The sequence below is a fragment of the Sphingomonas canaveralia genome, assembly GCF_047238125.1.
In the GTDB taxonomy this organism is placed as follows: domain Bacteria; phylum Pseudomonadota; class Alphaproteobacteria; order Sphingomonadales; family Sphingomonadaceae; genus JBDFMH01.
Genome location: NZ_JBDFMH010000001.1, coordinates 2,517,706 through 2,530,767, shown reverse-complemented (window position 1 = coordinate 2,530,767; position 13,062 = coordinate 2,517,706). Strand labels below are relative to the sequence as shown.

The 13,062-nt window shown below is 67.2% G+C and carries 15 protein-coding genes; 4 read left to right on the top strand and 11 right to left on the bottom strand.

What is annotated here, in order from left to right:
- Window positions 1–17: 17 nt before the first annotated feature.
- Window positions 18–371, bottom strand: a complete 354-nt coding sequence (locus ABC347_RS12635) for a YbaN family protein (protein ID WP_413247059.1) — start codon at window positions 369–371, stop codon at window positions 18–20.
- Window positions 372–506: 135 nt separating this feature from the next.
- Here ABC347_RS12635 and ABC347_RS12630 point away from each other — a divergent pair, with 135 nt between their 5' ends.
- The 3 genes from ABC347_RS12630 to ABC347_RS12620 are packed head-to-tail and all read left to right on the top strand — an operon-like array spanning window position 507 to window position 4,272.
- Window positions 507–1,070, top strand: coding sequence for a 2Fe-2S iron-sulfur cluster-binding protein (locus tag ABC347_RS12630; protein ID WP_413246073.1), 564 nt, complete (start codon window positions 507–509; stop codon window positions 1,068–1,070).
- The gene (locus tag ABC347_RS12625; protein WP_413246072.1) at window positions 1,067–2,053 is read left to right on the top strand and encodes an FAD binding domain-containing protein; all 987 of its coding nucleotides are present in this window, start codon (window positions 1,067–1,069) and stop codon (window positions 2,051–2,053) included. The genes ABC347_RS12630 and ABC347_RS12625 overlap by 4 nt, the downstream gene beginning before the upstream one ends.
- Window positions 2,050–4,272 (top strand): xanthine dehydrogenase family protein molybdopterin-binding subunit, encoded by a 2,223-nt coding sequence (locus tag ABC347_RS12620; RefSeq protein WP_413246071.1) that lies wholly within the window; start codon window positions 2,050–2,052, stop codon window positions 4,270–4,272. The genes ABC347_RS12625 and ABC347_RS12620 overlap by 4 nt, the downstream gene beginning before the upstream one ends.
- 4 nt (window positions 4,273–4,276) lie before the next feature.
- Here ABC347_RS12620 and ABC347_RS12615 read toward each other — a convergent pair whose 3' ends face one another.
- The 5 genes from ABC347_RS12615 to rpmF form a co-directional block, all read right to left on the bottom strand.
- Window positions 4,277–4,642, bottom strand: a complete 366-nt coding sequence (locus tag ABC347_RS12615; RefSeq protein ID WP_413246070.1) for a MerR family transcriptional regulator — start codon at window positions 4,640–4,642, stop codon at window positions 4,277–4,279.
- A gap of 4 nt (window positions 4,643–4,646) precedes the next feature.
- Window positions 4,647–4,943, bottom strand: a complete 297-nt coding sequence (locus ABC347_RS12610) for an integration host factor subunit alpha (RefSeq protein WP_413246069.1) — start codon at window positions 4,941–4,943, stop codon at window positions 4,647–4,649.
- Between the two features lie 71 nt (window positions 4,944–5,014).
- Window positions 5,015–5,989 (bottom strand): beta-ketoacyl-ACP synthase III, encoded by a 975-nt coding sequence (locus ABC347_RS12605; RefSeq protein ID WP_413246068.1) that lies wholly within the window; start codon window positions 5,987–5,989, stop codon window positions 5,015–5,017.
- Between the two features lie 14 nt (window positions 5,990–6,003).
- The gene (gene plsX / locus ABC347_RS12600) at window positions 6,004–7,053 is read right to left on the bottom strand and encodes a phosphate acyltransferase PlsX (RefSeq protein WP_413246067.1); all 1,050 of its coding nucleotides are present in this window, start codon (window positions 7,051–7,053) and stop codon (window positions 6,004–6,006) included.
- A gap of 16 nt (window positions 7,054–7,069) precedes the next feature.
- The gene (gene rpmF, locus ABC347_RS12595) at window positions 7,070–7,249 is read right to left on the bottom strand and encodes a 50S ribosomal protein L32 (protein ID WP_413246066.1); all 180 of its coding nucleotides are present in this window, start codon (window positions 7,247–7,249) and stop codon (window positions 7,070–7,072) included.
- Between the two features lie 222 nt (window positions 7,250–7,471).
- On the opposite strand from rpmF, the gene ABC347_RS12590 reads away from it, so the two are divergent.
- Entirely contained in the window at window positions 7,472–7,897 is a 426-nt protein-coding gene (locus ABC347_RS12590) for an MAPEG family protein (RefSeq protein WP_413246065.1), read from the top strand.
- On the opposite strand, the gene ABC347_RS12585 is transcribed toward ABC347_RS12590, so the two are convergent.
- From ABC347_RS12585 to ABC347_RS12565, 5 genes are all read right to left on the bottom strand, one after another.
- Window positions 7,849–8,805, bottom strand: a complete 957-nt coding sequence (locus tag ABC347_RS12585) for a cation diffusion facilitator family transporter (protein WP_413246064.1) — start codon at window positions 8,803–8,805, stop codon at window positions 7,849–7,851. The genes ABC347_RS12590 and ABC347_RS12585 overlap by 49 nt on opposite strands.
- Entirely contained in the window at window positions 8,802–9,209 is a 408-nt protein-coding gene (locus tag ABC347_RS12580) for a hypothetical protein (protein WP_413246063.1), read from the bottom strand. The genes ABC347_RS12585 and ABC347_RS12580 overlap by 4 nt, the downstream gene beginning before the upstream one ends.
- 56 nt (window positions 9,210–9,265) lie before the next feature.
- Window positions 9,266–9,931, bottom strand: a complete 666-nt coding sequence (locus ABC347_RS12575) for an MBL fold metallo-hydrolase (RefSeq protein ID WP_413246062.1) — start codon at window positions 9,929–9,931, stop codon at window positions 9,266–9,268.
- A 475-nt stretch (window positions 9,932–10,406) separates the two neighbouring features.
- On the bottom strand, window positions 10,407–10,931 hold the full coding sequence (locus tag ABC347_RS12570) for a gamma carbonic anhydrase family protein (RefSeq protein WP_413246061.1): 525 nt from the start codon (window positions 10,929–10,931) through the stop codon (window positions 10,407–10,409).
- The gene (locus ABC347_RS12565) at window positions 10,931–13,030 is read right to left on the bottom strand and encodes a malate synthase G (protein ID WP_413247058.1); all 2,100 of its coding nucleotides are present in this window, start codon (window positions 13,028–13,030) and stop codon (window positions 10,931–10,933) included. Before ABC347_RS12565 ends, ABC347_RS12570 begins: the two co-directional genes overlap by 1 nt.
- Between the last annotated feature and the right edge of the window lie 32 nt (window positions 13,031–13,062).

Here is a 13,062-nt window from a genome sequence, read left to right as displayed (position 1 = left end):
GCCGGTGCGGCGAAAGCTCAGCGATGCGGGCGCGACAGGATCCAGAGGCTACAGACGATCGCGATGCCCAGCGGCACCCAGCGCCACGGTTCGGGCAGGAAATAGAGACCGCCGGCCGCGCTACCCGAAAGGCCGATCGCCGCCGCCGCCTTCCCGCGCCGGCTGATTGCGCCATTTTCACGCCAGGCGTGAATGTGCGGGCCGAAGGTCGGGTGGGCGAGCAGCCGGCGTTCGAATTCGGGGTTGCTCTTGCCGAAGCAGAATGCCGCCAGGATGTAGAACGGCACCGTCGGCAGCAGCGGCAGGAAGATGCCCACCGTACCGATCGCCATCGCGCTGGCGCCGCCTGCGAACCAGAGCCGGCGATGCAGTTCCGCTGTCGTCATCATGATTGCTCAAAAGTTGGCCAGGGTGGCAGACGCGTGCGGCGGGTCGCCGGTTCCACGACGGATCGTTCGTCCGCCTTGTCGGTTCATCGAGCAACATTCGAAAGGCAGGCCCATCCCATGGCAACCATCGCAGGCGAAGCGCCGCCCCGCCCATCCGTGCGGCAGGATCCGGCAATGCAGGTCATGCTCGACATCAACGGCGAACGGCATGCGCTGGAAATCGATACCCGCACCACGCTGCTTGATGCCCTGCGGGATCATCTGGCGCTGACCGGCACGAAGAAGGGCTGCGATCATGGCCAGTGCGGTGCCTGCACCGTGCTGGTCAACGGCACCCGGATCAACAGCTGCCTGTCGCTGGCGGTGATGCACGAAGGCGACGAGATCACGACGATCGAAGGGATCGGATCGGCCGTCTCGCTGCACCCGATGCAGGCCGCGTTCGTGCATCATGACGGTTTTCAGTGCGGTTACTGCACGCCAGGCCAGATCATGTCCGCTTTGGGCATGCTGAAGGAGCATCGCGCAGGCATGGCGAGCCATGTCACCCCCGACGTGGCAGCCGATGCGATCCCGCTCGACGACGAGGAACTGCGCGAGCGGATGAGCGGCAATATCTGCCGTTGCGCCGCTTATCCCAATATCGCCAAGGCGATCCGCGAAGCGGAGGGACGCTCGTGAAGCCCTTCACCTATGAGCGTGCCGGCGATGCCGACACGGCGATCCGCGCGGCGCGCGCCCAGGCCGGCGCGCGCTTCATCGCGGGCGGCACCAATCTGCTCGACCTGATGAAGCTGCAGATCGAGACGCCGGCGCATCTGATCGACATCAGCCGCCTGCCGCACAGCGCGATCGAAGACGACGGCGATGGCTTGAAGATCGGCGCACAGGTCGGCAATGCCGCACTGGCGGCGGACCGCCGCGTGCGATCGCGCTGGCCGGTGCTGGCGGAGGCGCTGCTGGCAGGCGCAAGCGGGCAGCTGCGCAACAAGGCATCGACCGGCGGCAACTTGCTGCAACGCACGCGCTGCACCTATTTCTACGAGCGCGCGATGCCGTGCAACAAGCGGGACCCCGGATCGGGTTGCGCGGCGATCGGCGGCGCGAACCGCAATCACGCAATCCTCGGCACGAGCCCGCACTGCATCGCCACCCACCCGTCGGACATGGCGGTGGCGTTGCGGATGCTCGATGCGACCGTGCTGACCCAGACGCCGGGTGGCCATGACCGCGCGATCCCGATCGGCGATTTCCATCTGCTGCCGGGCGATACCCCGCAGATCGAAACGGTGCTGGAGCCGGGAGAACTGATCACGGCCGTGAAGCTGCCAGCGCCGCCCCCCGGCAGAATGGCCTATGTGAAAGTGCGCGACCGCGCCTCCTACGCGTTCGCGCTCGTATCGGTCGCGGCGGCGATCGCGGTCGAGAATGGCGAGATTGTCTCGGCGCGACTGGCGTTCGGCGGGCTCGCTCATCGCCCCTGGCGCGATCCGGCAGTGGAACGGGCGCTGTTGCATCGTCCGCCAACCCGCGAGACCTTCGCGGCTGCCGCCGATGCGCTAGTCGCGGATGCGCGCGGCTCGGGCGACAATGATTTCAAGATCCCGCTGGTGCGGCGCACGCTGATCGCGACGCTGGCCCGGCTGACCGGGGACCGGACATGAGCGACACCAACACGCTGAAGATGGATGATGCCGTCGCCCCCGCCGCGCTTGAGCGTGGCGACGGTCCGCTGGGCACTGCGGTCGATCGGATCGAAGGGCCGCTGAAGGTTTCCGGATCCGCCACCTACGCCCATGAATATCGCGCCGATCGGATGGCCTATGGCTTCATCGTCACCGCCACGATCGGCAAGGGCAAGGTCGATCGCTTCGACACGGTCGATGCCGAGGCCGCGCCCGGCGTGATCGCGGTGATCGATGCCGGCAAGGCCACGCCGCACGACGGATCGAATTTCGGCGAGGCGGCGGCCGGCACCGGCAATCGCGAGATCAGCCATTTCGGCCAGCCGCTGCTGCTGGTGGTGGCGGATACGTTCGAGCAGGCCCGGGCCGGCGCAGCGCTGGTGCGCGTGCATTACAAGCCCGATGCTGATGGCCGGTTCGATCTGGCCGCTGTGCGCGACAAGGCGGTGATCCCGAACCCGATGATGGGCCTGCCCGATCACCGCAAGGGCGACTTCGACGACGCGTTCGAGAAGGCGCCGGTCAGGATCGATTCGGACTATACGACCCCCACCCAGATCCATTGCGCCATGGAGCCGCACGCCGCCCTGGCCGAGTGGCGCGACGACGAGATCGTCGTGCACGCATCATACCAGATGATGGATTCGGTGCGGAAGCAGCTTGCCAAGCAGCTCAGCATCTCGGCCGACAAGGTCCGGCTGCATTCGCCCTATGTCGGTGGCGGCTTCGGATCGAAGCTGGGGCTGAATCCGGAGACGATGTTCGCAGCTTGGGCCGCACGTGAGCTGAAGCGCCCGGTGAAGGTTGCACTGACCCGGCAGCAGCTGTTCACGATGGCCGGCCGGCGGACCGACAGCATCCAGCGCGTACGGCTGGGCGCGGAAGCGGATGGCCGGCTCGTCGCGATTGGCCACGATGCGCTGGTGTCGAACCGTTCGGCCGAGCCATTCTACGAACCCGTCTGCATTTCCACCGTCAACCTCTATGCGGCTGAGAACCGGCGGATCAGCCACCGCATTGCCGCGACCGACCTGATGGTCGCGGTATCGATGCGGGCGCCGGGCGAGGCGATCGGCCAGCTCGCGCTGGAATCCGCGATGGATGAACTGGCGCATGAGATCGGCGTCGATCCGGTCGACCTGCGACGGATCAATGAACCCGATGGCGATCCGCAGACCGAGAAGCCGTTCTCGTCGCGCGGGCTGCTGGCTTGCCTGGACGATGGAGCCCGGCGGTTCGGGTGGCAGACACGCAATCCGGTACCGGCGCAGGTGCGGGACGGCGACTGGCTGGTGGGTATGGGCATGGCTTGCCTGGCGCGTACAAATTATCTCCAGCAATCGCAGGCAAAGGTGCGGATCGAGCGGGACGGCACGGTCACGATCGAGACCGACATGACCGACATCGGCACCGGCAGCTATACGATCCTGGCGCAGATCGCCGCCGAAACACTCTCGCTGCCGGTTGCATCGATCAAGGTTGTACTCGGCGATACCGCGCTGCCCGTCTCGGCTGGCTCGGGCGGGTCGTGGGGCGCCGCCAGTGCGGGGTCATCGGTCTACTTGGCATGCGAACAGCTGCTGAAGACGCTGGCCGAGCGTGCCGGCGCCGATGCGGATGCTCCCGTTGCGCGCGATGGCGCGCTGATCGTCGGCAACAGCGCGCGGCCGTTCGTCGATCTCCTGCAGGGCGAGGCGCTGGAAGCCGATGGCGTCATCAAACCCGGCAAGACTTCCAAAAGCCACAGCCAGGCTGCGTTCGGTGCGGTGTTCTGTGAAGTCGGCGTGCATGTCGCGACCGGCGAGGTGCGGGTGCGGCGGATGATTGGCAGCTTTGCGGCGGGCCGGATCCTCAACCCCAAGACCGCCGGGTCGCAGTGCATCGGCGGCATGGTATGGGGGATCGGCGGCGCGCTGCACGAAGATGCGGTCATCGATACCCGCCACGGCCATATCACCAACGGCGATCTCGGCGAATATCATGTCCCCGTTCATGCCGATATCCCCGCGATCGAGGCGCATTTCATCGACGAGCGCGACCCGCTGGCGAACCCGCTCGGCGCGAAGGGCATCGGTGAGCTTGGCATCTGCGGATCCGGCGCTGCCGTGGCCAATGCGGTGTTCAATGCCACCGGCGTACGCGTGCGCGATTTCCCGATCACGCTGGACAAGCTGCTGGCCGGTCTGCCCGACCTCTGACCGGTCAGCCGCGCGCCAGCGCCGCGGTCAGCATGCTGCGGATCGCGCGCAGTTCACCGTTCGTGTCGGCGGGGGGCGGTGGCGCGTCCTCCACCGGGGCAGGCGGGCCGGATAGGATCTCCCTGCGGGCCAGCAGTTGCTGCACACCGCGGATCGTATAGCCCTCGGCATTCAGCAGGCGATCGATCCGACGCACCAGCGCGACGTCGCCCGGCCGATAATAGCGGCGATTGCCGGCACGCTGCAGCGGCTTCAGCTGAGGGAACCGGGTCTCCCAGTAACGCAGGATATGCTGCGGCAGGCCCAGTTCATTCGCGACCTCGCCGATCGTCAGGAATGCGCCGTCCGCTTTTGCCCGCGATCCGCTCACCCGGTCATCCCGCTTCGACGATCCGATCGCGCATCGTCTGGCTGGCGCGGAAGGTGAGCACCCGGCGCGGTGCGATCGGCACCTCGATCCCCGTCTTGGGATTGCGCCCGACGCGCTCGCCCTTGTCGCGCAGCACGAAGCTGCCGAATCCGGAGATCTTCACATTCTCGCCATTGGAGAGCGATTCGCACATATAGCGCAGGATCTGCTCCACCATGCCGGCCGAATCAGCGCGGGAGAGGCCGACATTACGGTGGATTGTCTCGGCGAGATCCGCCCTGGTCAACGTGCCTGCACCCATGATCGCCCCCTTGCCTCAAGTGCCCAGTCACACAACAGTAATCCGATGGGAGCGCGGCGAAAAGCCCCCGTTCACAGCCGAACGACCGCTGCTCCCCAGGTGAAGCCGCCACCCATCGCCTCGAACACAACCAACTGGCCCGGCTTGATGCGGCCGTCGCGCACCGCCTGGTCGAACGCCAGCGGCACCGATGCGGCAGAGGTGTTGGCATGCTGATCGACGGTCACGACCACGCGCGCTGGATCGAGCGAAAGCTTCTTCGCGGTCGCATCCAGGATCCGGCGATTGGCCTGGTGAGGCACCACCCAATCGATCGCGTCGGCCGACAGACCGGCCTTCGCCATGGTTTCGCTCAGCACCGCGGCCAGGTTGGTAACCGCGTGGCGGAACACCTCGCGCCCCGACATGCGCAGCTTGCCGACAGTGCCCGTCGTCGAAGGGCCGCCATCGACGTAGAGCAGTTGGTTATGGCGGCCATCGGCATGCAGGCTGACCGCCAGCACGCCGCGCGCATCGGGCCCCTGTTCCGCGGTTTCCTCCGCTTTCAGCACCACAGCGCCGGCGCCGTCGCCGAACAGCACGCAGGTGCCGCGATCCTGCCAGTCGAGGATGCGGCTGAACGTTTCCGATCCGATCACCAGCGCGACATCGGCGCTACCGCCGCGGATCATGCTTTCGGCGACCGACATAGCATAAAGGAAGCCGGAGCAGACGGCCGCGACATCGAACGCGACGCAGTCATCGATGCCGAGCGCGGCCTGAACCTTGGTGGCGGATGCCGGGAAGGTCTGGTCCGGCGTCGCAGTCGCCAGCACGATCAGGCCGACCTGGGACGGCGCGATGCCTGCCGCCTCCAGCGCGCGACGCGCGGCGTCGGTCGCCAGCGTCGCGGTCGTCTCGTGCGGGCCCGCGATGTGGCGGAAACGGATGCCGGTCCGCTCGACGATCCACTCGTCGGACGTGTCCACCGTCTCGGCCAGCTCGGCGTTGGAAACGCGCCGTTCGGGCAGTGCCGAACCCGAACCCGCGATCACAGCCCTGCGCATCAGTCTTTCGCCCGTCACGCCACCGCCTCGCTGGGGCTGCGCATCTTGGCCAGATCCTCCGCAATGCGGCGGCCGATATCGTTGGTCACCAGCTTGCTGGCTACGCCGATCGCGTTGGCGATCCCCTGCGGCGTCGCACCGCCATGGCTTTTCACGACCACGCCGTTCAGGCCCAGGAAGACTGCGCCGTTATGGTTGTTCGGATCGAGATGGTGGCGCAGCAGCTCAGTCGCCGGGCGCGAGATCAGGAAGCCGATCTTCGAGCGGACCGAACTGGTGAAGGCACGCCTGAGCAGATCGGTGACAAAGCGGGCCGTGCCCTCGATCGTCTTGAGCGCGATGTTGCCCGCGAAGCCGTCGGAAACGATCACGTCCGCCTCGCCCCGGCCCAGGCGATCGCCTTCGATGAAGCCATCGAACTGGAGATGGAGATGGGTCGCGGCGCGCAGTTGCTGGGCGGCGTCACGCAGCTCGTCGGTGCCCTTCAGTTCTTCGGTACCGATGTTCAGCAGGCGCACGCGCGGCCGTTCGATGCCGAGCGCCGCGCGCGAATAGGCGGCACCCATCACCGCGAACTGGACGAGATTGCGGGCGTCGCACTCGGTATTGGCGCCCAGATCCAGCATCACGACGTCATTGTCGCCGAGCGTCGGCAGCAGCGCGGAGAGCGCGGGCCGATCGATTCCCGGCATGGTGCGCAGCGCCAGCTTGGACATCGCCATCAGCGCGCCGGTGTTTCCGGCGGATACCGCGGCATCGGCCAGGCCGGATTTCACGTCCGCGATCGCGAGGCCCATCGAAGTCGTACGCGCGCGGCGGATCGCCTGGCTGGGCTTCTCCTCGCCGGAAATCGCCTCGGGCGCGTGCGCGATCTCGGCACCGTCCGCCAGTGCGGGATGACGCGCGACTTCGGCTGCGAGCTGATCACGATCGCCGTGCAGCCGGAACCGCAGGCTCCGGTTTGCCGCGCGTGCCAGTGCCGCACCCGCGATCATCGTCGCAGGGCCGCCGTCGCCGCCCATCGCGTCGATCGCGATCCGCGGCGGCTCGGTCTGCTGGCCCATGCGTCGAATCGCCGGGTTAGGCTTCGGTCGAGATGATCTCGCGCCCGTTATAATGGCCGCAAGCGGTGCAGAGATTGTGCGGCCGCTTCAGCTCGCCGCAATTCGGGCATTCCTGGAATGCCTCGACCGTCAGCGCATGATGGCTGCGACGCATGTTGCGCCGCGAAGGCGAAGTTTTTCTCTTGGGGACGGCCATGTCGGCACCTGTTCCGTGTCGTTCAAAAAAATGCGCGACGAGCCTCGCCGCTATGGATGCCGACGGCCAAAGATGGCCGCGGACCCTGGCGGCCGGGCTCGTCGCGAGCGGCGGACCTATACCGATTCCGCGCGCGGTTGCAAGGCTGATAGCCGCGCCCTTCGCAGCCGGCCGCGGCGGCGCTATGCGGGGCGGCATCCGAACCTTGCAAGGCTTCCCCCGATGATCCTGCCCATCACGCTTACCATCGCCGGCGCGGCCGCCATCCTGAACGTCTGGCTGGCATCGCGGATCGTGCCGATGCGGTTGAAAGGCAAGGTGCTGCATGGCGATGGCGGCAATCCCCTGCTGCTGCGGCGGATGCGCGCCCACGCCAACTTCACCGAATATGCGCCGATCGTGCTGATCCTGATGGGCCTTATCGAGGCTGCTCACCAAAGCGCGCCGTGGCTCTGGTATGTCGGGATCGCGTTCGTGATCGCGCGGATCGTGCACGCGTTCGGGATGGATCGTGATGGGCCGGGCCCGCTGCGCGCGGGCGGCATCCTCGTCACCTGGGCCGTGCTGATCGGGCTGGCCGGCTATGCGCTGACCATTCCCTATCGGATGCCCGCGCCCGCTCCGGCCGCGTCATCCGTCTCGGGCTGATCGCCACCGGGCGGTACGAAGCCGATCTGCTCCAGCCGCCAACGGCGATCCGGCGGGCCGGGCCAGATCGCATCCCCGTCGATCGTGGCTTCGGGCCTTGCGCCGACGACGACCGCGTGGATCATCCGGCCGGTCTCGCGCATCCGCACCTCCGTTCCGGGATAGCGCGCGTCGAGCGCGGCGTGCAGCGCGCGGGCGTCCTCGGCCACATCGTCGCTGTCGAGGGCGCGGGGCGCGCCGTCGATCAGTTCGGCAGCCGCGATGCCGAGCGCGCGGATACCGTCGTGCAGGATGCTGGCGGAAATGACTGCTGCTGCGGCAGCGTCGGCCCACCACCAGCCGAGGCCCAGGCCGATGATGCCGCCGACGCCGGCCAGCCCGGTCATCCAGTCCGCTTTCTGCATCATCGCATCGGTGTGGAGCACCTTGTCCGACATGGCGCGCGCCAGCGGCAGCTTCATCCGGCCCAGGATCAGCGGCGGAATGGAGGAATAGATCAGCGCCGCGATCATCAGCCAGCCCTGCCAGATCTGCTGCCCGAACAGCGTGATGCCGGCCACGGTGGCATGATCGGCATGGATCAGGGTAAGCGCCGATTCGACGAGCAGGATCGATCCCGTCGCCGCCAGCGCGACTGCCGAGATCAGGAACGCCAGGCTGTGCGCGCGAGCGAAACCGAACGGGAAGCGTGCATTCGGCTCGCGGCGCTCGAACCGGGCGGCGATCAGGAACACGATCGCCGGCACCAGGCTCAGAATATCCTCGATCCAGGCGGTGCGCATCGCCTGGCTGCCGCCGGCGACGAGCCCCATCACCACGACGATCGAGGCGATCCAGACGACCGTCCACCATTCCAGCCGCACCGCGCGGGCGTGGAGCCGAGCAATCTCGGGCGGGACCGCGCTCACCGCGACAGGGCCCGCGTTTCGCGCTCGACCAGCATGATCCAGCGATTCTCACCATTGGGCAGCGCGGCGACCAGCCCATGCCCGCCATAATCGCGGATCGGATCGGTCAGCGTGACCAGGCGGGACCAGGGACTGGCGCCATCGAAATGGCCGATCACGACGTCCAGTCCGCCCGCTTCGAGCTCGGCGAGCAGCGGTTCGGCCGATCCGTGGCGGATCACGGGGCGGGCGGCGGTGCGGCGGGCGATGCGATCGATCAGCGCGGCCTGCTCGGCTGCACCCCGCGCGTCGCCGCCATTCGCGATCAGCCCGACACGAAAACTTCGGTCCGCTTCAATTCGATCCAGCGTGCCATCCGGATCGCGCGGCAGATCGCAACCGACGACGATCAACAACAACAGCAAGGGTGCGCAGCGGATCATTGCGCGGGGTGAACGAGCCCCGCGCACCGCCGTTCCGATCAGCCGCCGGCCAGCACGCGATCGGCCACGAACGGGTTGGTCTGCCGTTCGTGCGCGAAGGTGGACATCGGGCCATGGCCGGGTACGAACGCGGTCTGCCCGCCCAGCGGCCACAGCTTGGTGGTGATCGCCGCGATCAGATCGGCATGGTTGCCGCGTGGAAAATCGGTTCGGCCGATCGATCCCTGGAACAGCACGTCGCCGACCATCGCCACGCCCGACGGCGCATGGTGGAAGATCACATGGCCGGGCGTGTGGCCGGGGCAGTGATAGACGTCGAGCGTGAGATCGCCGACGGTGACCGTGTCGCCATCGACCAGCCAGCGATCGGGTTCGAACACTTCGCCGCGGATGCCATATTTGGCGCCATCCTCGGCCAGCCGGTCGATCCAGAAGCGGTCCGCCTCGTGCGGCCCCTCGATCGGCACGCCCAGTTCCTTCGCCAGCACGCCGGCCGATCCGCAATGATCGATATGGCCGTGGGTGACGAGCAGCTTCTCGATCGTCACCCCCTGCTGCGCCGCCGCCGCCTTCAGCTTGCCGAGATCGCCGCCGGCATCGACAAAGGTGCCACGCATCGTCTTCGTGCACCAGAACAGCGTGCAGTTCTGCTGGAGCGGCGTGACCGGAATGATCATTGCCTTGAGCGGGGCCGTCTGGGTCATGCGCCCCATGTGGCGGCAAGGGCGGCGGGGGGCAAGGAGCTGGAGCTTCGAGATATCCGAAGTTTAAGGTTAGGCCGCATTAGTCTGTGTCCCGGCCAGTGGCACTTGTTGCGGGCGGCTCAGAGATGAAGCCAATCCTGAATGGAACGCGCGCTCGCTGCAGGGCAAAAATTACTCCACCGATACAACGATACGGTATGGAGACATTCATTCCGGTGAGGTGAACCGCTCGCGAGCCACTCGCCTTCAACATTGCGGCAAGCTCATCATCCGATAACGCCTTGCCCTCCGCGCTGAGCGTGCATCCCCCCTCGCCGGTGACGCCCACGTGCAAATTTAGCGGAGGCTGAGATGGCGACGTTGAGCAGGCCGTAGCACTCGCGAGGAACAGCAAGAACGGTCGGCGCTTCAGCATTTCGACTTGTGTCCTTGGTCGCGACCTTACTGCAGTCCTCGCAACGCGCTGGCCAGAAGCTCAATCGACCCGCTTTAGCCCCGTCGCGAACCGCGCCGCCCGCGCCACATAGCCCGCCGCCGACTGGCCGAGGCCCGCGCGCTGGTCGTCCGACAGCGTCTTGATCGCGCGCGCGGGGGCGCCGACGATCAGGCTGCCGGGCTCGAAGACCTTGCCTTCGGTCACAAGTGCGCCCGCGCCGACCAGGCAGCCGTCGCCGATCACCGCGTTGTTCAGGATCGTCGCCCCCATGCCGATCAGCACGCCATTGCCGACCGTGCAGCCATGCAGGATCGCGTGGTGGCCGATCGTGCAGTCCGTGCCGATCGTCAGCGGGCTGCCGGGATCGCTGTGCAGCATCGCGCCTTCCTGGATGTTCGTGCGCGCACCCACGACGATGGGCGTATTATCCGCGCGGATCACCGCGCCGAACCAGACGCTGGCGTCCGCATCCAGCCGCGCATCGCCGATCAGGTCGGCAGAGGGCGCGATCCAGGCGCTGTCGGCAACGATCGGCCGGGCGCCGTCGATCTCGTAGCGAGGCATCAGCCGGCCGCCTTCAGCTTCAGCCGATAGGCGTGGAGCAGCGGCTCGGTATAGCCGTTCGGCTGCTTGACGCCGTCGAACACCAGCGCACGGGCGGCCTGGAAGGCGAGGCTCCTGTCCTCGTTGCCGGCCATCGGGCGATAAAGCGAATCGCCCGCATTCTGCGCATCGACCTTCGCCGCCATTCGCCGGAGAGCGGCCTCGGCCTCGTCGGCGGTGCACACGCCGTGCAGCAGCCAATTGGCCATGTGCTGCGACGAGATGCGCAGCGTCGCGCGATCCTCCATCAGGCCGATATCATGAATGTCGGGCACCTTGGAACAGCCGACGCCCTGATCGATCCAGCGCACGACATAGCCCAGGATACCCTGCGCGTTGTTGTCCAGCTCCTCCGCGATCTCGTCCGTGCTCCAGTTATGGCCCTCGGCCAGCGGGATCGTCAGCAGCCGATCGAGCGAGGCCACCGGCTCGGCCGCGCGCTCCGCCTGCCGCGCGAACACGTCGACGCGGTGATAATGGGTGGCGTGCAGCGTGGCAGCGGTCGGGCTGGGCACCCAGGCGGTGTTGGCGCCCGTCTTCGGGTGGCCGATCTTCTGGTCCAGCATGTCGGCCATCCGGTCCGGTGCGGCCCACATGCCCTTGCCGATCTGCGCCCTTCCGGAAAGCCCGCAGGCCAGCCCGATCTGCACGTTGCGGTCCTCATAGGCGGCGATCCAGTCGCTGGCCTTCATCGCCGCCTTGCGGACCATCGCGCCGGCCCGCATCGAGGTGTGCATCTCGTCACCGGTGCGATCCAGGAAGCCGGTGTTGATGAACATGATGCGATCGCGCACCGCATGGATGCAGGCGGCCAGATTGGCCGATGTGCGCCGCTCCTCGTCCATCACGCCCACCTTGATGGTGTGGCGATCCATGCCCAGCAGATCTTCCACCGCATCGAACAGGCGGTTGGTGAAGCCCGCTTCCTCGGGCCCGTGCATCTTGGGCTTCACGATATACATCGATCCGGCGCGGCTGTTGCGGAACCGGCCCAGGTCGTTGATGTCATGCAGCGCGATCAGCCCGGTCACGATCGCATCGAGAATGCCTTCGGGCGCCTCGTTGCCGTCGGGCAGGCGCACCGCGGGCGTGGTCATCAGGTGGCCGACGTTGCGGATCAGCAGCACGCTGCGGCCGGGCAGGGTGAACTCCGTGCCGTCGGGCGCGGTGTAGCGGCGGTCTTCTTCCAGCGCGCGGGTCAGCGTCCTGCCGCCCTTGTCGAAGCTGGCTTCCAGATCGCCGCGCATCAGGCCCAGCCAGTTGGTGTAGGCGGCGACCTTGTCCTCGGCATCGACCGCGGCCACCGAATCCTCGAGGTCGCAGATCGTGGTCAGCGCCGATTCGAGGATCACGTCGGCAATGCCCGAAGGGTCGTCGCGCCCGATCGGGTGATCGCGATCGAACACCACTTCGATATGCAGCCCGTTGTGGCGGAACAGCCGGCCCTTGGCGCTGCGGCCGAGATATTGCGCGGGATCGGCCAGGGCGATCGTCTCGCCCGGATCGCCGAGATCGGCCCAGCGGCCTGCTGCCAGCGGCACCGCATCATCAAGAAACGCCTTGGCCCACGCGATCACCTGCGCGCCACGGGCGGGATCATAGCCCTTGCTCGCGGGCGCGCCGGGGATGGCATCTGTACCGTACAGCGCATCATACAGGCTGCCCCAGCGCGCGTTGGCGGCGTTGAGAAGGAAGCGCGCGTTGAGGATCGGCACCACCAGCTGCGGCCCGGCGGTCGTCGCGATTTCGGGATCGACGTTGCGCGGGTTCACCGCGAACGGCGCGGGCTCGTCGACCAGATAGCCGATCTCGCGCAGGAACGCCTGGTAGGCGGTGGAATCGATTGGCTGGCCGGCGCGCTCGACATGCCAGGCATCGATCCGCGCCTGCAGTGCGTCGCGCTTCGCCAGCAGATCGCCATTCTCGGGTGCGAATCGGGTGAAGATGTCGGCCGCGCCGGCCCAGAAGGCGGCAGGATCGATGCCGGTGCCGGGCAGCGCCCGATCCTCGATGAAGCGGGCCAGCGGCTCCGCCACGGCAAGCCCCGCCCTGTCGATCATCCGGTCCATCGCTGTCCTCCCTGATTTCGGCG

What these genes read in the sequence shown, in the direction of transcription:
- rpmF (WP_413246066.1), bottom strand. Translation starts at nt 7,249, where the DNA reads ATGGCCGTCCCCAAGAGAAAAACTTCGCCTTCGCGGCGCAACATGCGT.
- ABC347_RS12605 (WP_413246068.1), bottom strand. Translation starts at nt 5,989, where the DNA reads ATGCGCAGGGCTGTGATCGCGGGTTCGGGTTCGGCACTGCCCGAACGG.
- ABC347_RS12565 (WP_413247058.1), bottom strand. Translation starts at nt 13,030, where the DNA reads ATGATCGACAGGGCGGGGCTTGCCGTGGCGGAGCCGCTGGCCCGCTTC.
- plsX (WP_413246067.1), bottom strand. Translation starts at nt 7,053, where the DNA reads ATGGGCCAGCAGACCGAGCCGCCGCGGATCGCGATCGACGCGATGGGC.
- ABC347_RS12570 (WP_413246061.1), bottom strand. Translation starts at nt 10,931, where the DNA reads ATGCCTCGCTACGAGATCGACGGCGCCCGGCCGATCGTTGCCGACAGC.
- ABC347_RS12620 (WP_413246071.1), top strand. Translation starts at nt 2,050, where the DNA reads ATGAGCGACACCAACACGCTGAAGATGGATGATGCCGTCGCCCCCGCC.
- ABC347_RS12590 (WP_413246065.1), top strand. Translation starts at nt 7,472, where the DNA reads ATGATCCTGCCCATCACGCTTACCATCGCCGGCGCGGCCGCCATCCTG.
- ABC347_RS12630 (WP_413246073.1), top strand. Translation starts at nt 507, where the DNA reads ATGGCAACCATCGCAGGCGAAGCGCCGCCCCGCCCATCCGTGCGGCAG.
- ABC347_RS12575 (WP_413246062.1), bottom strand. Translation starts at nt 9,931, where the DNA reads ATGACCCAGACGGCCCCGCTCAAGGCAATGATCATTCCGGTCACGCCG.
- ABC347_RS12610 (WP_413246069.1), bottom strand. Translation starts at nt 4,943, where the DNA reads ATGGGTGCAGGCACGTTGACCAGGGCGGATCTCGCCGAGACAATCCAC.